Annotated in this window: 11 protein-coding genes and 1 tRNA gene; 3 read left to right on the forward strand and 9 right to left on the reverse strand. The window is 68.5% G+C overall.

Annotated elements, in window-relative coordinates; all coding sequences use genetic code 11:
- Position 1: 1 nt before the first annotated feature.
- Genes HNP52_RS08370 through HNP52_RS08380 form a run of 3 tightly spaced genes read right to left on the reverse strand, consistent with a single transcriptional unit; the run spans position 2 to position 7,482 of the window.
- Positions 2-2,575, reverse strand: a complete 2,574-nt coding sequence (locus tag HNP52_RS08370; RefSeq protein WP_184165408.1) for a glycoside hydrolase family 3 C-terminal domain-containing protein — start codon at positions 2,573-2,575, stop codon at positions 2-4.
- The gene (locus tag HNP52_RS08375) at positions 2,576-5,161 is read right to left on the reverse strand and encodes a glycoside hydrolase family 2 protein (RefSeq protein WP_184165412.1); all 2,586 of its coding nucleotides are present in this window, start codon (positions 5,159-5,161) and stop codon (positions 2,576-2,578) included.
- The gene (locus HNP52_RS08380; RefSeq protein ID WP_184165414.1) at positions 5,158-7,482 is read right to left on the reverse strand and encodes a beta-N-acetylhexosaminidase; all 2,325 of its coding nucleotides are present in this window, start codon (positions 7,480-7,482) and stop codon (positions 5,158-5,160) included. The genes HNP52_RS08375 and HNP52_RS08380 overlap by 4 nt, the downstream gene beginning before the upstream one ends.
- A gap of 240 nt (positions 7,483-7,722) precedes the next feature.
- Between HNP52_RS08380 and HNP52_RS08385 the strand changes: the two genes are divergently transcribed.
- Both HNP52_RS08385 and galA read left to right on the forward strand, forming a co-directional pair.
- On the forward strand, positions 7,723-8,460 hold the full coding sequence (locus HNP52_RS08385; RefSeq protein ID WP_184165418.1) for a GntR family transcriptional regulator: 738 nt from the start codon (positions 7,723-7,725) through the stop codon (positions 8,458-8,460).
- 58 nt (positions 8,461-8,518) lie between these two features.
- The gene (galA, locus tag HNP52_RS08390) at positions 8,519-11,431 is read left to right on the forward strand and encodes a beta-galactosidase GalA (protein WP_184165421.1); all 2,913 of its coding nucleotides are present in this window, start codon (positions 8,519-8,521) and stop codon (positions 11,429-11,431) included.
- Positions 11,432-11,551: 120 nt separating this feature from the next.
- Here galA and nagE read toward each other — a convergent pair whose 3' ends face one another.
- From nagE to HNP52_RS08420, 6 genes are all read right to left on the reverse strand, one after another.
- Positions 11,552-13,261: an N-acetylglucosamine-specific PTS transporter subunit IIBC gene (gene nagE / locus HNP52_RS08395; protein WP_184165425.1), complete on the reverse strand. Its 1,710-nt coding sequence runs from the start codon at positions 13,259-13,261 to the stop codon at positions 11,552-11,554.
- Complete coding sequence (ptsP, locus tag HNP52_RS08400; RefSeq protein WP_311768427.1) at positions 13,258-15,747, reverse strand: phosphoenolpyruvate--protein phosphotransferase; 2,490 nt, start codon at positions 15,745-15,747, stop codon at positions 13,258-13,260. The genes nagE and ptsP overlap by 4 nt, the downstream gene beginning before the upstream one ends.
- 74 nt (positions 15,748-15,821) lie before the next feature.
- On the reverse strand, positions 15,822-16,955 hold the full coding sequence (gene nagA / locus HNP52_RS08405) for an N-acetylglucosamine-6-phosphate deacetylase (protein ID WP_184165428.1): 1,134 nt from the start codon (positions 16,953-16,955) through the stop codon (positions 15,822-15,824).
- Positions 16,952-17,992, reverse strand: a complete 1,041-nt coding sequence (locus HNP52_RS08410) for an SIS domain-containing protein (RefSeq protein WP_221416230.1) — start codon at positions 17,990-17,992, stop codon at positions 16,952-16,954. Before HNP52_RS08410 ends, nagA begins: the two co-directional genes overlap by 4 nt.
- A gap of 37 nt (positions 17,993-18,029) precedes the next feature.
- Positions 18,030-18,788 (reverse strand): copper homeostasis protein CutC, encoded by a 759-nt coding sequence (locus HNP52_RS08415; RefSeq protein ID WP_184165435.1) that lies wholly within the window; start codon positions 18,786-18,788, stop codon positions 18,030-18,032.
- Between the two features lie 34 nt (positions 18,789-18,822).
- Positions 18,823-18,899, reverse strand: a tRNA-Arg gene (locus HNP52_RS08420).
- Between the two features lie 59 nt (positions 18,900-18,958).
- On the opposite strand from HNP52_RS08420, the gene HNP52_RS08425 reads away from it, so the two are divergent.
- Complete coding sequence (locus HNP52_RS08425; protein WP_184165437.1) at positions 18,959-19,708, forward strand: queuosine precursor transporter; 750 nt, start codon at positions 18,959-18,961, stop codon at positions 19,706-19,708.
- Positions 19,709-19,711: the final 3 nt, after the last annotated feature.

Consider the following 19,711-nt stretch of genomic DNA (forward strand, 5'->3'; position numbering starts at 1 on the left):
TTCACTTGGGCAGCTCCTGTGCTTCGCCGGTCAGGGTGAAGTCGGTCCATAGCCCCGGCGCAGTGCCGGGCTGGCCACCGCCGACCCACAGGCGATAGGCGCCCGGAACCACCTGGCGGGTGCCGTCGCGCGACACCGAACTGATGCTGCGCGGATCAAGGCGGAAGCGCAGCGTGCCCGCCTTGCCCGGCTTGAGCGACACGCGCTGGAAGCCGACCAGCTCGCGCTGGAGCACCGGGGTGGTCATGCCGTTGCCGCGCGACTTGCTCGCCGGCGGCACCAGATAGGCCTGGACCACTTCCTCGCCCGGCCGCGCACCGCTGTTGCGCACCTGCACGGTGACTTCGACCGGGGCGCTGGTGCTGCCGGACTTGGCGGCGAGCTGGTCATAGGCGAAGCTGGTGTAGCTCAGCCCGTGGCCGAAGCCCCAGAGCGGCGTGCCGGTGAAGAAGCGATAGGTGCGCTCCTTCATGCCATAGTCGATGAACGCCGGCAGATCGGACGCCGACTTGTAGAAAGTTACCGGCAGGCGCCCCGACGGGTTGTTGAGCCCGGCCAGCGTCTCGGCGATCGCCGTGCCGCCGCTCTCGCCCGGATACCAGGCAGCGAGGATCGCGTCGGCCAGCGACGGATCGATCGAGACCGCGCTGCCGCTGGTCAGCACCACCACCACCGGCTTGCCGGTGTCGCGCAGCGCCTGAAGCAAGCGTTGTTGCGCGAAGGGCAGGGTGATCTCGGTACGGTCACCGCCGACGAAACCGGGCACGGTCACCTGCAGCGCTTCGCCTTCGAGGTCGGGCGACAGGCCGAGCACCGCGACGACCACGTCGGAGTCCTTCGCGGCGTTCACTGCCTGGGCGAGCAGCGGCTCGGCGGGCGGGAGCCACATCAGGCGCAGGCCCTCGTCCTCGCCGGCATGGTCGATCTCCATGCGGAAGGCGTGGCGCTTGCCGTCGCTGGTGAAGGGCAGTTCCACCCGGCCCTTGCCGAGCAGCCCCTCATGCAGCGGCTTGCCGTCGACCCACAGCCGCACGCTGTCATGCGTCTTGCAGTCCTTCCAGCAGGCGGGGATGTCGATCGCCAGCGTGTAGCGGCCCGGGCCCGGCGGCACGATCTCGCCCGACCAGCGGACGGCGAAGCCCTTGGGATCGAGCTGCGGCAGCGGGGCAACGCGGGTATAGTTGAAGTCGATCCGGCGATCCTGGCGTGTGGCGACGGGCGTGCCGGTCACGGTCGGGCTGGCGAAATACTCGGCCTTGAGGCCGGGCTTGCCATCGGCGGCGAACGCGGTCTCCGGCATCACCACCGGCGCTCCGTCGGCGAGCACCGAGCCCTGGGCATAAACGACATTGGCCGCACCGAACTGACGGCGGATGCCGTCGAGCGGCGTGACCGGGTTCTGCGCGGTGCCGTGGTAATTGCCCTCGAGCACGCCGAGATCATCGGCATCCGCGCCGATCACCGCGATGCGGCTGCCGGGCTTGAGCGGCAGGCGATCAGCATCGTTCTTGAGCAGCACGATCGCCTTGCGCGCGGCATCGAGCGCCAGCGCGCGGTGGGCGGGCGTGCCGACTTCGCTGGGCTTGATCCGGTTCCACGGGCTGGTCGCGCCGAAGATCGTGCCGAGTGCTTGGCGGGCCGACAGCGAGCGCGTCAGCGCCGTGTCGATCTCGGCCTCGGTCACCAGCCCGCGCTTCACCGCCTGGGGCAGCGCGGCATAGGTGGTGCCGCAGTTGAAATCGTTGCCGCCCTTGATCGCCGCGGCCGAAGCCGCCGCTGCATCCAGCTTGTAGTGGTGGAACATGTGGATGTTGGCGACGGCGTCGCAGTCCGACACGGTGAAGCCGTTGAAGCCCCAGTCCTTGCGCAGCCGGGTGTTCATCAGGTCGGACAGGGCGCAGGCCGGGGTGCCGAGGATCGAGTTGTACGCGCACATTAGCGAGCGCGCCTTGCCCTCGGTCACGGCGAGGCGGAACGCCGGGAGATAGGTCGATTCCAGATCCTGCGGGCTCGGATCGACATCGAAGCCGTCGCGCCCTGCTTCCGGTCCGCTATGCACCGCGAAATGCTTTGGGGTGGCGATCACCTTGGGATATTTGGGGTCCGGGCCCTGCAGTCCCTGGATGAAGGCGACGCCGAGATGGCCGGTGAGGTACGGGTCCTCGCCATAGGTTTCCTGGCCACGACCCCAGCGCGGATCGCGGAAGATGTTGATGTTGGGCGACCAGATCGTCAGCCCCTCATAGATGCGGCGGTTGGCGCCCAGCGGCTTGGCGTTGAACTTGGCGCGCGCCTCGGTCGAGACGACGTCGCCGACCTGGTGCATCAGATCGACGTCCCAGGTCGCGGCAAGGCCGATCGCCTGGGGGAAGACGGTGGCATAGCCATTGCGGGCGAGGCCGTGCAGGCCCTCGTTCCACCAGTCATAGGCGGGCAGGTCCGCTTCGGCATCGGCAGGCGCGGTGCTCTGGAGCTGGGCGGCCTTTTCCTCGATCGTCATCGTCGCGATGGCGCGGGCGAGCGCATCGGCATCCGGATCGGGCTCGGCAGCGGCAAGCAGCAGGAACGGAATCATTTACTTGGTCCCCAGGGTACGCAGGGTGAGGGCATTCTGCAGCGCCTCGGCAGAGGCATCGGATCGCACTTCAATCGTGACGCTTTCGCCGGGCAACAGGTCGAAGCCGTCATCGCTCGGATGCGCGGCGATGGTGCCGAAATCGAGCATGATGGCGCGGGCGAGCGCGCCGGCGGTGATCGTCACCCGCTTGCCGTCCCAGCGCGTGCTGAGGCCGGGGGCGGGATAGGCCATGTCCTTGGGCAGCGCGCGCTCAAGGATGGTGCGCGACACGGTGCGGCCGTCGATCAGCAGCTCGGCGACAGCATAGCTCGCTTCCGGGGCGGCGCCGGCGAACAGGTCCGCATCGGCGATGCTGGCGGCTTCCTGCGCGCCGAGCGGGGTGAGCGAAACCTTGGCGCCGCGCTCGCCCAGCTTCTTGCCCGTCATGTCGAAGGCGCGGATTCGCCATTCGGCGGCGATCGGCGCGGTCGCATCGGAGACCAGCGCGACGCGCGTGGTGCCGTCCTTGTGCTCGGTCACGATCGCCTGGGGCGCGAAGAAGCGCTTGGCGGCGTACTGCAGCAGTTTCCACTGACCGTCATAGCTGATGCTCGCCCAGGAAATGGCGGGCCAGGTGTCGTTGAGCTGCCAGTAGAGCGAGCCCAAGGTCACCGGGCGGCAGGCGCGGTGATGGCGCGCGGCCATGTCGATCGCCTGCATCTGGTTGACCTGGGTCAGGTACACCGTGTCGGCGAAATCCTTCGCCGGGCGGAGCCGCTGGTCGAGATAGAGCTGGAGCCGCGCATTGCCTTCGCCCGACAGGAAGCGCTGGTGCGCCTTGAGCACCGGGCTTTCCAGCGTGAACGGGCCGTCGCCCGCGAAGTCGCGGATCGTCGACAGGCCCGGCATGCTCTGGAAGCCATATTCGGACATGAAGCGCGGGCAGCTGTCGAGATAGCGCTCGACCGGCTTGGAGCCGGACCACACATCCCAGAAATGGCGGTCGCCATCCTTGTCGGTGTCCGTCGGCGCCTCATAGTCGGTGGCCGGCGAGTTGTTCCAATAGGGCGTGCCGGGCGCGCGCGTGATCACGGCATCGCGCAGAACGCGATCGAACAGCACGGCCATGCCGACACCGATCCGCTCCTGCTCGTCTGCACCGACACGCTTCTTGAACGCCTTGCGGTCGGACCAGTTCTCCCAGCCGGCCAGGATCTCGTTGCCGCCCGACCAGGCGATCACCGAAGGATGCGGCTGGAGCCGCTCGACCTGCTCCTCGGCCTCGACGCGGACATTGTCGCGGAACTCGGCATCGGGCGGCGTGACCGATCCGCCGAACATGAAGTCCTGCCAGATCATCAGGCCGAGCTCGTCGGCGATCTCGTAGAAAGCGTCGTCGAGATAATAGCCGCCGCCCCAGACGCGGATCATGTTCATGTTGGACTCGCGCGCGCTCTGCAGCACCTGCTGCATCTGGGCGCGCGGCACACGGCTGGGGAAATTGTCGAACGGGATCAGGTTCGCGCCCTTGGCGAAGATCGGGATGCCGTTGACCTTGAAGCCGAAGCTGCCGTCCTTGCGGATCAGCTCGACGGTGCGCAGCCCGGTCTTGTGGCTGACGCTGTCCGCCTTGCCGTCATGATCGGAGAGCTGGCCCGACACGTCGTACATCGTCTGCGCGCCGTAGCCGACCGGCCACCAGCGCCGCGGCGAGGCGATAGTGAGCGGCACACTGACTTCGTTGATGCCAGGGGCCACGGTGAAGCTGCGCGACACCGTCTGCTTCTTGCCGTCCGGGCCGGTGAGGGTGGTGCGCAGGGTCAGTTTGGTGCTGGCACCGGCGACGATCCGGTAGCGGGCGACCAGACGCGCCTCGGCATCGTTCAGTGCTTCCTGGTCGACACGCAGATTGTCGATCCGGGCATTGTCCCATGTCTCGATCCGCGCGGGGCGCCAGATGCCGATATTGACCAGGCGGGGACCCCAGTCCCAGCTATACTGGTATTTGGGCTTGCGGATGTAAGGCGAGGTCTGCTTGCCCTTGGGCTCGTCGCCGAACTCGGAATCATATTCGCCGGGCAGCGTATTGGTCTGGGCGAGCACCATCGGCTGGAGCGTGCGGATCGGCGAGGCGATCGCGATCACCAGCTCGTTGCGGCCGAGCTTGAGCACCGACTTGGCATCGATCCGCCAGCGGCGATGCGCATTGGCGGTGGTGAGCAGCTTCTGGCCGTTGAGCGATACCGTGGCGAAGGTATCGAGCCCGTCGAACACCAGGTCGACATGATCGCGCTTGAGCATTTCCGGAGTGACTTCGATCACCTTGCGGAATTGCCAGTTGGTGAGGCCCGCCCACTGGATCGGCGCCTGGTTGATACCCTTGAACGGATCGGGCGCGCGCCCCGAGGCGATCAGGTCCTGCTGGACGCTGCCGGGCACCTTCGCGGTGAACCAGCTCGCTTCTTTGGGATGGGTCTTCGCCGCTTCGGCATCGGCCGGATCGATGCGCACTTCCCAGGCGCCGTCGAGTGACACCGTGTCGCGCGGATCGGCCCAGGCGGCGGTGCTGGCGAGGAGCAGTGGCAGGAGCAGTGCGCGCTTCACTTGGCTGCCCCCTCGGTCAGCACGACCTTCTCGACCGTGTAGAAGGGGGCGGATGCCGGCGAAGTAAACTGGAAGCAAAGGTCGTCCTCTCCCTGCATCTCGGGAATCGTGCCCGAGAAGCTGAACTGGTTGGGTGCCTTTTCGGGATCGGGCAGCGCGAAGCTGCCGATCACGATCGGCTTGATGCTCTTGTCGGCGGCGGCAGCGGTGCAGCGGGCGGTGATCACCAACTCGCCATGCATCGTCGCCGGATAGGGATCGCGGCGCCGGCTGGTGTCGTGCGCCAGCCCCCAATGCCGCGCCAGCCGCGCCACGCTGACCGTGAAGCCCCGGGCGATGTCGAGCGGCGCAGCCGGATAGGCCGTGCAGGTATTGAACAGGTCGACATTGTAGACCGGCGTGTTGGCGGGTGAATCCGGCGTGAGCGGAATGCGCAGATAGAGCGAGCCCCCCGGGCACGCCGCCATTTCGGAGGTGGTGCGTGTCAGCAGCGCGGCGCGGCTGGTGTCGAAGGCACGGGGCGCGGCAGTGGCGTTGCCATTCCTGTCGAACGCCGCAGCCCGGATCGTGACGCCCGGCTTGACCGAAAGCGGCACCTTATAGGCCGGCGACTTGGCGGTCGGTTCGCGGCCGTCGAGCGTATAATGGATCGTGCCGTACGGCGCCTGGGTCGCCAGCGCGACGGTCGCCTTGTTCGCGCGCAGCGCATCGCCGCGACTGCCCTGGAGCTGGTAGCCGACCGCGAAGGCGCCATCGGCCACTTCCATGCCCGAGCGACGCCAGCGCGCGATCTGCGGCTGGACGCGATCGAGGAAGCCGGCGAAATCGCGGCGGTCCTTCGCTGACCAGGTCATCTCGGCGATCGCCGCGGCGCGCGGGAAATAGGCGTGCTGCACCTGTTGCGGCGTGATCATATACTCGCTCCAGGCATTGCCCTGCGCGCCGAGCACATGCTTGGCCTTTTCGGCATCGATCCCGGCCGGAACCGGCTCATAGCGATAGATCTTCTCGAGTGACTGCACCGCCAACCGGCCGTTCAGCTCGTCGGGAAGATTGCTCTGCAGCTGGTCGAGATAGAGGAGGGGGGCCGGGCTCAGCACCACGTCATGGCCCTGGTTGGCGGCTTCCACCGCGCCCTTTTCGCCGCGCCACGACATCACCGAGGCGGAAGCAGGCAGCCCGCCCTCCAGGATCTCGTCCCAGCCGATCAGGCGGCGGCCCTTGCCGGCGAGATAGGTGCCGAACTGCTCGATCATCCAGCTCTGCAACTGGTTCTCGGTCTTGAGGCCAAGCGCCTTGATCTGCGCCTGCACCTTGGGCGAGCGTTCCCACTGGTCCTTGATCGCCTCGTCGCCGCCAAGATGGATATAGGTGCTCGGGAACACCTCGATCAGCTCGTCGATCACGTTCTTGATGAACGCGATGCCTTCGGGCGCCGGGTTGAACAGATAGGGCATCACGCCCCAGTCGTGCCCAACCTCCGGCGCATCGGCGAAGACGCTGAATTCGGGATAGGCGGCCGCGAGTGCCTGGGCATGGCCGGGCAGGTCGATCTCGGGGACGATCGTCACGCCGCGCTCGGCGGCATAGGCGACCAGCGCCTTGAGCTGCTCCTGGGTGTAGAAGCCGCCATGCTTCGGGCCGACCGGACCGCCGCTCGACGGCGGCGTGCGCCAGCCACCGATTTCGGTGAGCTTCGGGTAGCGCTTGACCTCGAAACGCCAGCCCTGGTCGTCGGTAAGGTGCAGGTGCAGCGTGTTGAGCTTCACCGACGCCATCTGGTCGACGATCTTGTATACTTCCTCGATCGGCTGGAAATGGCGTGCGACGTCCATCAGCAGCCCGCGCCAGCGGAAGCGCGGCGCATCCTCGATGGCCGCGCTGCGAACCAGGACGGACTTGCCGAAGGCGCGATCCGGGCTGAGCAACTGGGAAAGCGTCATCGCGCCATAGAGCAGGCCGTGATCGCCGGAGGCTGAGATGCGGATGCCCTTGGCATCGACGGTGAGGCGATAGGCTTCCTCACCCGCCACGGCGTCGTCGCGGACCAGCTGGATCGCGGCGGTGTTCGGCTGCGGCGCGAGCGTGATGCCGCGCTCGATCTTCACATGCGCAGCGAGAAGCTTCGCGGCAGCGGCGGCGCCGGGATCCCCTTCCGGAAATCCGATCGCGGCGCCGTCGCGCACCGTGTATCCGCCGGTGCCGAGCGTGACCGAAGCGGGAAGGGGCGTGATCGGAAGTTCCTGCGCAAACGATGCCGGGCTCGCCAGCAGCGCTGCCCAGGCCAGATGTCGTGCCCGCCGAACTCCAGATTTGCCCATGCATTCCTCCGCTCATGACATTGGCTGAGCGGCCGGTGTAACCAATATAAGTCCTGTGGCACAATAGGGTCATGTCCCTGCTTTCCCTTGCAAGGGCATTGCGCTCACAGACAAGCGCGCGAAATATTGATATTGTAGGGGTTACCAATATAAATCCACAGCATGCCGTTGCCGAGGCAGGGCTGGTGCGTTAGCTTCATGGCCAACGGAGTGCGCAGGGGGCACGCCCGGGGAGGATTGATGGGATTTTCGGAACAGTTAGGGCGTTTTCGTGAGGACAACCCGTCCCCGCTCTACCTCCAGCTGCAGCAGCTCATTCGCGAAGGCATCGGATCAAACGTGCTCAACCAGGGGGACGCGATCCCGCCCGAGCGCGATCTTGCCACCGAATATGACGTGTCGCGCATCACCGTGCGCAAGGCGATCGGCGGGCTGGTCGAGGAAGGGCTGCTCACCCGGCGTCGGGGCGCCGGCACGTTCGTCGCCGGGCGCGTCGAGAAGAGCTTCTCCAAGCTTTCGTCCTTTACCGAGGATATGGCGGCGCGCGGCCGCAAGGCCAGCAGCAGCTGGGTTTCGCGCGCGCCAGGCCAGGTAAATCCGGAAGAAGCGATGATGCTGGGGCTGTCGCCGGGCGCGCCGGTGCTGCGTTTCGCGCGCATCCGCTACGCCGATGACGAGCCGATGGCGCTCGAATTCTCGACGATCGCCGGCTATTGCCTGCCGTCCGTCGATGCCGTCGAGGACTCGCTCTACAGCGCGCTGGACAAGGTGGGTAACCGCCCGGTGCGCGCGCTCCAGCGGCTGCGCGCGGTGCCGTTCGGGGCCGAGCATGCCAAGATGCTGGGCGTCGATGCGGGCCATGCCGGCCTGCTGATCGAGCGCCGCGCCTTCCTGCGCGACGGTCGTCCGGCCGAAGTCACCCGCTCCTATTATCGCGGTGACGCCTATGATTTCGTGGCTGAGCTGAGCGACATCTAGCCCTTATTTCCTTGCCATTCGGGCCGCGCGGTGCAGCGGCCTCAGTCGGAGTATCGCCATGGATCGTCGTCAACTCCTGCAAGGGAGCGTCGGCGTCGGCGCTCTGCTGGCGGTTCCCATGGCGGAAGCCGGAGCGGCGCCGGTTGCCGCGGCAAAGGGGGAAGGCGACGGCTTCCCGATGCCGCGCCCGCTGAACAGCGTGGCGCCGCGCCTGGCCGAGGGCGACCCCTCGCGCACTTTGCTCGAGCTCGGTTGGCGCTTCCATGAAGGCGATATCCCCACGCCCGAGCCGCAGGGGCATCACGAGACCTATCTCAGCGTCAAGGCGGGCAATGCGCTGGGCGCGGCGGCGACCGGCTATGACGACAGCGACTGGCGCGAAGTGCGATTGCCGCATGACTGGGCGGCGGCCCAGCCTTTTGTCGAGACCGCCAATGTCTCGCAGGGCTATCGTCCGCGCGGGATCGGCTGGTATCGCCGCACGCTGCGCCTCGATCCGGCGGACAAGGGCAAGACGCTCGAGCTGCATTTCGACGGCATTGCGAGCAATGCGACGATCTGGATCAACGGCAGCACCGTCGCGCACAACTGGTCGAGCTACAACAGCGTCTATGTCGATCTGACGCCCTTCGCGCGCTTCGGCGAAGAGACCAATGTGATCGCGATCCGCGTCGATGCCGATGCCAAGGAAGGCTGGTGGTACGAAGGCGCGGGGCTCTATCGCCATGCCTGGCTGGTACGGCGCCCGCCGGTGGCGATCGTCAGCGACGGCGTGCACTGCGATCCGCGCCTGGTGGACGGTCGCTGGCAGGTGCCGGTGACCGTGACCCTGGCCAATGTTGCTCGTTCGGCGGCGGCGGTCACGGTCGAGGCGATCCTGTTCGATCCCGACGGTCGCGAAGTTGCTCGGGGCGAAGTGCAGGTTACCGTACCGGTGCTCGACAGCGTCGACGCCGTGCTGCGGCTTGACGCCGGGTCGCCGCGGCTATGGTCGGTCGAGGAACCGACGCTCTACACCGTGCGCACCCGGGTGCTGCGGGACGGTGCTGCGATCGATGAGCGGCGCGTCGCGATCGGTTTCCGCACGATCCGCTTCGATGCGAACCAGGGGCTGTTCGTCAACGACAGGCACGTCAAGCTGAAGGGCGTGTGCCTGCATCAGGACCATGCCGGCGTCGGCGTCGCGGTGCCGGATGCGCTGCATCGCTGGCGGCTCGAACGGCTCAAGGAAATGGGCTGCAACGCGATCCGCATGTCGCACAACGCACCCACCGCCGAGCTGCTCGACTGGTGCGACCGTACGGGCTTCCTCGTCATGGACGAGAACCGCCTGTTCAACCCCGCGCCCGACTATATGGCCCAGCTCGAATGGCTGGTGCGGCGCGACCGCAATCACCCGAGCGTGATCCTCTGGTCGGTGTTCAACGAGGAGCCGATGCAGGGCACCGGCGCCGGTGTCGAGATGGTCCGGCGGATGATCGCGGCGGTGAAGAGGCTGGACGACAGCCGACCGGTGACCGGGGCGATGAACGGGTCGTTCTACAACGAGGTCAGCGTCGCCGGCGAGTTCGACGTGATGGGCTTCAACTATTACCAGGCCGATTACGACAAATACCACAAGCTCCACCCGAACCAGCCGATCACCAGCTCGGAAGACACCAGCGCCTATGAGACGCGCGGTGCCTTTGCCAGCGATCCGGCCAGGCACGTCATCACCTCCTACGATACCGAGGCGACGAGCTGGGGGGCTACGCATCGCGACACCTGGAAGAACATCGCCGAGCGGCCCTTCGTTGCCGGCGGGTTCGTGTGGACCGGGTTTGACTATCATGGCGAGCCGACCCCCTATGCCTGGCCGACGATCGCCAGCTTCTTCGGCATCCTCGACCTGTGCGGCTTTCCCAAGACCGCGTTCGACATCCACCGTGCCCATTGGATCGACGACCAGGATGTCGTCGGGATCGCGCCGCACTGGACCTGGCCTGGTCGCGAAGGCGAGGCGATCAAGGTGTTCGTCAGCTGCAATGCCGAGACTATCGCATTGCGGCTGAACGGGCGGGAGCTGGGGGTGCAGAAGGTCGACCGGATCATGGGCAATGAATGGAGCGTGCCCTATGCGCCCGGCCGGATCGAGGCGATCGCCATGCGGGGCGGCAAGGTTGTTGCCCGGGCCGTCAAGGAAACCGCGGGGAAGGCCGTTGCCCTGCGGCTTACGCCTGCCCGCAGCCTGATGGCCGGGGACGACGAGGAATGCCAGGCGATCACGATCGATGCCGTGGATTCCAGGGGACGGCATGTGCCGACCGCCAATTTGATGACCCGGTTCACCGTCCAGGGTGCCACGATCCTTGGCGTCGGCAATGGCGATCCCAACAGCCATGAGGCGGAGCAGGTACAGCCGAACTCGGGATCGCGATCCCTGTTCAACGGGCTGGCCCAGATCCTGATCCGGGCCGGTAGCGGACCCGGGAAAATTGCCCTGCGCGCGGAAGCGGAGGGATTCGAACCCGCCTCGCTGATCATCGCGAGAACCGATGTAAAGCCGCGTCCGCAGGTGGCTGTGGTGCGCCAGGTGCAGGACCTGCGCGAGTGGCGGCGCTCGCCGCTGCTGGCCACGCGGCCCGAGCCCTCGCTGGCGCCGGCGGACGGGGACAATAACAGCTGGGACTTTGTCCGCAGCGGCGTGCCGACCCCGGCCGAGCAGCCGGGCTGGCGGGTCTATCGCACCCGCTTCACGCCGTGGAAGCGGGTTGCCGGCGAAGGCGGGACGATCGCGTTCGAGAACATCGGCGGCAAGGCCGAGCTCTGGGTCGACGGCAAGCTGCTGGCGACCAAGGCCGGATCCGCGCCGGGCCCGCTGAACGCGACGCTGCCGGCCGGGCAGGGCGCGCGGATCGCGGCGCTGCTCGTCGAAGGTGCCGCGAATGCGCCTTCCGGGCTGCTGGGCGCGGTGGCGATCACGCCGCGCTGAGGCTTCCGACTGAATCAAAGAGCGGCCGGTTTTGATGCCGGCCGCTCCATGTACGCAGATTCGATAGCTGTAGGACAGGGAAACCCTGGGCCCCGGCTTTCGCCGGGGAACGGAGGGGTTCTACGCCGCCACCAGCGCCTTCGCGCCATCGGGGGCGAGGAGCAGGTGGACCACGCCTTCCGACGGATGCGCGACCGAGCGGACGCCGAGTGCCGCCAGCGCGGGCTCGCCGGCCTTGGCCGGTTCGCACAGCTCGACGCGCAGGCGCGAGCCGAGCAGGCGGGCGCCGAGGACATTGTCCGCACCGCCCAGCGCCGCCAGCGCGGCCGGGGTAAGCACGGTCTGCCCGGACAGCGCCGCGACCGGCGCGGCAGCGGTGACGACACCGCCCATCGCCAGCGCATCGCGGATCTCGACCGCGACCGAGTCCGCGATCGGGCCGAGCACGACCTGGAGCGCATTGGCCGAGGGACGGATCACGCCGCGCGCGCCGAGCGCCTTGAGCGCGGCCTCATCGACCTGGTCCTGGTCCTTGACCATCAGGCGCAGGCGGGTGGTGCAGGCATCGACGCTGGTGATGTTCGCGCCGCCGCCCAGCGCGCGGGCGAAGTCGGCGCCGCGCACACCGGTGCTGGCCGTGGACACCGACGCCACCGCAGCCTCGGGCTCGCGGCCCGGCGTCTGCAGGTTGAAGCGCCGGATCACGAAGCTGAAGATGCCGTAGTAGAGCGCGAAATAGACGATGCCGACCGGGATCAGCAGCAACGGGTTGGTCGCCTTGCCGAAGTTCAGCACGTAATCGAACAGACCGGCCGAGAAGCCGAAGCCGAGCTTCACGTTCAGCAGGTCCATCACCACCATCGCGATGCCGGTGAGCACCGCATGCACCGCGAACAGCGCCGGCGCGAGGAACATGAAGCTGAACTCGATCGGCTCGGTAACGCCGGTGAGCGCCGAAGTGAGCGCGAGGCTGAACAGCATGCCGCCGACGGCCTTGCGCCGCTCCGGACGCGCCGCGCGGTACATGGCGAGGCAGGCGGCGGGCAGGCCGAACATCATCACCGGGAAGAAGCCGGCCATGAACGATCCGGCGGTCGGATCCCCGGCGAAGAAGCGGCGCAGATCGCCGTTCGCGCCGTGGAAATCACCCTGCACGAACCAGAACACGTTGTTGAAGATGTGGTGGAGGCCAGTGACGAGCAGCAGGCGGTTGATCAGGCCGAACAGGAACAGGCCGATCTCGCCCGCGCCGGTGATGCCATGGCCCAGCCCATCGATCCCGGCGCTCAGCTGCGCGAAGCACAGGCCGATCAGGCCGGCGATGAGGACGCCGGCAAAGCCGCTGACGATCGGCACGAACCGGCGCCCGCCGAAAAAGGCGAGATATTCCGGCAGCTTGATCGTGGAGAAGCGGTTGTAGAAATTGCCGCCGATCAGGCCCGACAGGATGCCGATCGGCACGTCGAGGCGGGTGATCGCCTTGGCCTTCCACGCGGCGGTGGTCAGTTCGAGCAGCGGGCCGTCCATGCCGGCGGTGACGTCGGCCGGGACGGTGAGCAGCACCTTGGCGGCTTCGGTGGCGACCAGGAAGCAGGTGATGCCGGCCAGCGGCGCGGCGCCGTTGCCGTCGCGGGCATAGCCGGTGGCGACGCCGATCGCGAAGAGCAGGCCGAGATGCGAGAACAGGGCATCGCCGGCGGCGCTGATGAACGCGATGTCGAGCAGGTCGGGCTGGCCGAGGCGCAGCAGCAGGCCGGCGACCGGCAGCACCGCGATCGGCAGCATCAGCGCGCGACCGAGCGGCTGGAGGAGTTCGAGGATCGACTTCATGCGGTGAACTCCCGGGCAAGAGCGCGGACATCGGCGGCGGTCGCGCAGGCAAGCGCGGCCTGGGCATGGGCGCGGACGGCGTCGAGCTTGAGCTCGGACACCAGCGCCTTGATCTCGGGGACGATGGCGGCGGTGGCCGAAAGCTCGGTCACGCCCAGGCCGATCAGGATCGGCACCGCCAGCGGATCGGAAGCGAGCCCGCCGCACACGCCGGTCCAGCGGCCCCGGCTTGCGGCACCCTTGCAGGTGTCGGCGATCAGGCGCAGCACGGCGGGATGGAGCCCGTCGATCGCGCTCGCCACGCTCGCATTGCCGCGATCCATCGCCAGGGCATATTGGGTGAGATCGTTGGTGCCGATCGAGAGGAAATCCGCCTCGGCGGCGAGCAGATCGGCGGTGACCGCCGCTGCCGGGGTCTCGACCATCACGCCGAGTTCGACCTTTTCGGTGATACCGAGCTCGGCGCGCACCCGATCGAGGATTTCGCGGACGCGGCGCAGCTCATCAACCCCGGCGATCATCGGAATCATGATCCGGCACTGGCCGATCGGCCGGACGCGCAGGATCGCGCGGATCTGGTCTTCCAGCAGCTGCGGATGGGCGAAGCCGACGCGGATGCCGCGCAGGCCGAGCGCCGGGTTCTCCTCCGCCGGGATCGGCAGATAGGGCGCGGGCTTGTCGCCGCCGACATCGAGCAGGCGGACGATCAGCGGGCGGCCGGCAAGCGTATCGGCGATCGCCTGATAGTCGGCGGCCTGTTCATCGACGCTGGGTGCGGTTTCGCGATCGAGGAACAGGAATTCGGTGCGCAGCAGCCCCGAACCCTCGGCACCATTGGCGATGGCGATCCGGGCATCGGCCTGCGAGCCGAGATTGGCGAACACTTCGATGCGGGTGCCGTCGGCCATGTGGCAGGGCCGGGCGGCGGCGGCGAGCGCCACGGCACGGCGCGCGGCACGTTCGGCGACTTCGCGGCGCGCTTCGTCAAGCGTCTCCACGCTCGGGCCGACCTGGAGCCGGGCGAGGCCGGCATCGAGGATCAGCGGCGTGTCCTCCGCGATCTGGCGCAGCACCGGGCCGAGCGAGACGAGCATCGGCAGGCCGATATTCGCGGCGAGGATCGCAGCGTGCGAGGTGGGGCCGCCACGCTCGACGCACAGGCCGATCACCTGGCGCGGATCGATCGCGGTGACCTGCGACGGCAGCAGGTCGTCGGCGATCAGGATGGTGTTGGCCGGGAAGGCGAGCGGCGCTTCCTCGGCACCGGCCAGGATCAGCAGCACGCGGCGCTCGAGATCGCGCAGATCGTCGGCGCGCTCGGCGAGGCGGGCGTCGCCCGATGCGACAAGCGCCTCGGCCTGGGGCGCGATCGCGGCGCGCCAGGCGATGCCGGCGCTGGCGCCATCCTGGATCGCCTTGGCGGCGCTGGCGCGAAGGTCGGCATCGCCGAGCATCGCGCGGTGCGCTTCGATGATCGCGCGCTGCGGGCCGGCGGCATGGCCGATCTCGGCATCGAGACGCGCGGTGAGGCTGGCGCAGGCGGCGTCGAGCCGGGCCTGTTCCTCGGCCGCGCCCTTGCTGGTCGCGTCGACCTGGATCTCGGGCAGGCGGAAGCGGCGGGCCTGGCCCACGGCGAGGCCGGGAGCGGCGGTGACGCCGGTGAGGATGCCGTCGGCGGGGAGGGTGGCGGGAGCCTGTACGACGGGCGCCGCCGGCGCGGCGACGGGGGCGGGGCCATGGCCCTTCTCGCCCATGCCGCTTTCGATCAGGGCGGCGAGGGTTTCGACCGTGGCGGCGGCATCGGGGCCGGTGGCGAGGATCTGGATCTCGTCGCCATAGCCGATCGCCAGCGTGAGCAGGCCGACCGGGCTGCGCGCATTGGCGCTGCGCTGCTGCCTGGTGATCGTGACGTCGGCGGCATGCTCGCCGAGCAGATCGCGGATGCGCGCGGCGGGGCGAGCGTGGATGCCGTGCGCGAGCGGCACGATGATCGTGCGCTCGACGGTCTCGCCGGTGACCTGGACGGTTTCGGCGGTAGCGCCAGCCTGGGGCTCGAGCGCGAAGATCGCGTCGCCGACCTGGACCGGGCCGTCCTCGCGGCTGCGGACCAGCGCGAAGCCGGGGGTCTCGAGCAGCAGCACCGGGGTGATCGTCGACGGGGCGGCGCAGGCGATCGCATCGAGATCGAAGCGGATCAGCGGCGCGCCGGCAGCGACATGGTCCCCGACGGCGACGCAGGGGGCGAAGCCCTCGCCCTTCAGCGCGACGGTGTCGAGGCCGATATGCATGAGGATCTCGGCACCCTGGGCGGTGCGGATCGTCACGGCATGGCCGCTGGGCTGCAGCACCGTGACTTCGCCGCCGCACGGGGCGTGGAGGCAATCACCGGTGGGATCGATCGCGACGCCGTCCCCCAGCATGCGCTGGGCGAAGACGGGATCGGGAACCTCGTCCAGGCCGGACAGCCATCCGGCCAGCGGAGACACGATGGCGATGCGCCCCGCGAGAGTTTCGTCGAGCGGCGGCGGCGAGTGCGTGGGCAGGGCTTGTCTCCCGGAGATCAGGCGATGCGGTTGCCAGCGATCCAGGTGCCGGCCGGCATCAGATCGCTGGTGAGCTGGACCCAGTCGGCGGCGAGGCCGGGGGCAAGTGCCCCGCGCTCGTCACCCAGGCCCAGGAAGGCGGCAGGACTGGTCGCGGCCATCATCGCGGCATCGGCATGCGACAGGCCGATGCGGTTGACAGCATTGCGGAAGGCGCCGGCCATGTCGAGCGACGAACCGGCAAGCGTGCCGTCCTCGCCCAGGCAGCGCCCGCCTTCGACCAGGATGCGGCGGCCGTGCAGGTCGAACTCGGCGACGTCCGCGCCGACGCAGGGCATCGCGTCGGTGACCAGCAGGAACCGGTCGAGCGGACGCGCGCGCATCGCGATGCGGACGGGCGCGTCATGGACGTGGAAGCCGTCGAGGATCAGGCCGCAATAGATGGCCTGGTCCTCGATCGAGGCGCCGACCACGCCGGGCGCGCGGTGGAGCAGCGGCGACATCGCGTTGTAGAGATGGGTGACGCCGGTCATGCCCGCGGCGATCGCCGCCTTGGCCGTTTCGTAATCCGCGTCGCTATGGCCGATGCTGAGGATCACGCCGGCCTTGTGGAGCGTGGCGATATCCTCGAGCGAGACCATCTCGGGCGCGAGCGTGAGCATCACCTTGCCGCGGCGCGGGCGGGTGAGCAGCGCCAGGAAGTCGTCGTCGAGGCGGCGGAACTTGTCGGCGTCGTGGATGCCCTTGCGGGTGACGCTGATGACCGGGCCTTCGATATGGACGCCGATGACGCCGGGCACCCCGGCCTCGATCGCCGCGTCGGTCGCGTCGAGCGCGCGGGCGACGATCTCGGGCGTGTCGCTGATCAGCGTCGGCAGGAAGGCGGTGGTGCCGTAGCGCGCATGCGCGCGGCCGATCGCCGCGATGCCTTCGACATCGGGCGAATCGTTGAACAGCACGCCGGCACCGCCATTGACCTGGGTGTCGATGAAGCCGGGGACGATCCAGCCGCCGTCGAGGTTGATCGCGGTATCGGCCGCGGCATCGGGCGCGATGCTGGCGATGCGGCCGTCGATGACCTCGATCGCTGCCTGTTCCAAAATGCCGCCGGGCGTGACGATATGCCCGTTGGTGAAGGCGAACACGGTCATCGCGTCTCGGTCACCTTCTTGAGGTAGAGCGGGCGATCGGGATCATGGCCGCGTGCCAGCGAGAGCGCATTGGCCATCGGATAGAAGCTCTGGACCATCAGGATCGGCTCGATCGCGGGATGGCCGGGGATGCCGGGCAGGCTGCCGCTCGCCTTGGCATCGGCCAGGCAGATGCGGGCGCCGCGCGAGGCGAACTCGGTGGCGGCTTCGCGGACGCTGTCGCCGGCGGTGTCCGAGGTGGCGAAGGCGAGGATCGGGAAGCCCGGGCCGACGATGGCCATCGGGCCGTGGCGGACCTCGGCGGCGCTGAACGCCTCGGCGTGGAGGCCGCAGGTCTCCTTGAACTTGAGCGCGGCTTCCTGGGCGATGCCGAAGCTGTAGCCGCGGCCGATGACGAACAGGTTGGTCGCGTCGCGGAACGCCTGGACGGCGTCGCTCCAGTCGAGGTCGCGGGCGATCTCGAGCTGGGCGGGCAGGGTGTCGAGCGCGGCGGTCAGCGCCTCGTCCTGCGACCAGGCGGCGACCAGCCCGACAAAGGCGGCGAGCGCGGTGATGTAGGACTTGGTCGCGGCGACCGAGCGCTCGGGACCGGCCTTGAGGCCGATCAGCGTGTCGGCCATCTCGGCGAGCGGCGAGGTCTCGTCGTTGACGAAGGCGACGACATGCGCGCCGGCCTGCTGGTGGGCGCGGACCGTGGCGAGCAGGTCGGGGCTGCGGCCGCTCTGCGAGATCGCGATGCACAGCGCCGAGCCGGGCGTGACCGGTGCGGCGAACACCGAGGCGACCGACGGCGCGGCGGAGGCGACGGGGATGCCGATCAGCGTCTCGATCAGATATTTGCCATAGCTGGCGGCATGGTCGGACGAGCCGCGGGCGCAGGTGACGATGCGCGCGGGCGGGTTGGCCCGCAGCCGCTCGGCCAGCACGGCGAAGCTTGCCTGGTTCGCCGCGACCAGCCGGCGCACGGCCTCGGGCGCCTCGGCCGCTTCGGACTCCATCAGCGTGACGGTCGTCGTCAGGTGTTCGTCAGCCGCCATCATACCCCCGCTTACTATCGAAGCGGGCAGTGATAAGTCATATATTGGTACTGTTCAAGGTTCTATAGTCGGCAATGATGCGGCGCAGCGCGGCGACGTTATCGGGGTCGGTGCGCAGGCTGGGACCGGTCTGGAAGCCGAAGCGCTGCTCGGCCTCGCCGGGCGTGCCGCCGGGGCTGCGGCACGAGGCGTGGATCTCGGGCACGCCGGTGGCGAGGATGGCACCGGCATTGGTCACGTCAATACCGCTGCCGGCGAGGATGATGATGCGGCCATCGGCCTGGCGGGCGAGCGCGGCGAGCGTGTCGAGCGCATCGGCGGCGCGGGGCGCGCAGCCCGAGGTGAGGATCCGGTCGAAACCCAGCTCCATCGCGGTCTCCAGCGCCGCGAGCGGATCGGGGACGAGATCGAAGGCGCGGTGGAGGGTGAGACTTAGCGTGCGCCCGGCCTTCTCTCCCTCGGCGCGGGCATGGGCGACCCAGGCGGCGAGCAGTCCGGCATCGAGTCGGTAGTCGGCGGCGCTGGCGCCGATCACCACGCCGGCCAGCCCGGCCTCGGCGGCGAGGCGGATATCGTCCGCGACCATCGCGGCCTCGCCCGGCCCGTAGCGGAAACCGCCGTCGCGCGGGCGGCACAGCAGGTGCGACGGGATCGGCGCGGCGGCGGCGCGCTCGACCAGCGAGCGGGGCGGGGTGAGCCCGCCCACGGCCAGCGCCGCGCACAGTTCGAGCCGGTCCGCCCCGCCTTCGATGGCGGCGTCGATCCCGGCGAGCGTGTCGATGCAGATTTCGAGCATGAAGCCTTCCGGAGAACGGGCGAAGAACGGAAATTGGCGCGCCCGGCTGGATTCGAACCAGCGACCACGAGCTTAGAAGGCACGTGCTCTATCCAACTGAGCTACGGACGCGCGCCGGGGCTCCCTAGCGTGGATTGCGCGGCAGCGGAACCGGGATCATAAACGCCTGCATGAGCCAGGGGGAAGGGAAGCCGGCGCAGGTCGCCGCAAACACGCTGCGCGGCGGGCATTTCCGCTATTACGACTTCGTGATGGCCGCGTTCGTCGCGATCATCCTGCTGTCGAACGTGCTCGGCGCGGGCAAGGTCTCGCAGATCTGGCTGCCGCTCTACAACGACTATTGGCCGTTCGGCGCGGGCATCCTGTTCTTCCCCGTCTCCTATGTGATCGGCGACGTGCTGACCGAGGTCTATGGCTATGCCCGCGCCCGCCGGGTGATCTGGGCGGGCACCGGCGCGGTGCTGTTCATGGCGCTGATGTCCTGGGTGGTCGTGGCACTTCCGCCGGCGCCGAGCTGGGGCAACCAGGCCGCATACGAGACGATCTTCGGCCAGGTGCCGCGCATCGTCCTCGCCTCGGTCTGCGCCTTCTGGGCCGGCGAGTTCGTCAACTCCTATGTCCTCGCCCGCATGAAGATCTGGACCGGCGGCAGGATGCTGTGGAGCCGCACGATCGGCTCGACGATCGCGGGCGAGGGGATCGACAGCCTGATCTTCTACCCGCTCGCCTTCCTCGGCGCCGAGGGCTGGACCACCGCCCTCGTCATCCAGGTGCTCTTCACCCAATGGGCGCTCAAGGTCGCCTGGGAAGTGATCCTCACCCCGGTGACCTATCTCGTCGTCGGCTTCCTCAAGCGCCGCGAGGGCGTCGACGTGTTCGACGAAGGCACCGACTTCACCCCCTTCGCCACCCGGGTGTGAGGC

It is taken from the genome of Sphingomonas kyeonggiensis (assembly GCF_014204495.1).
Taxonomy (GTDB): Bacteria; Pseudomonadota; Alphaproteobacteria; order Sphingomonadales; family Sphingomonadaceae; genus Sphingomonas; species Sphingomonas kyeonggiensis_A.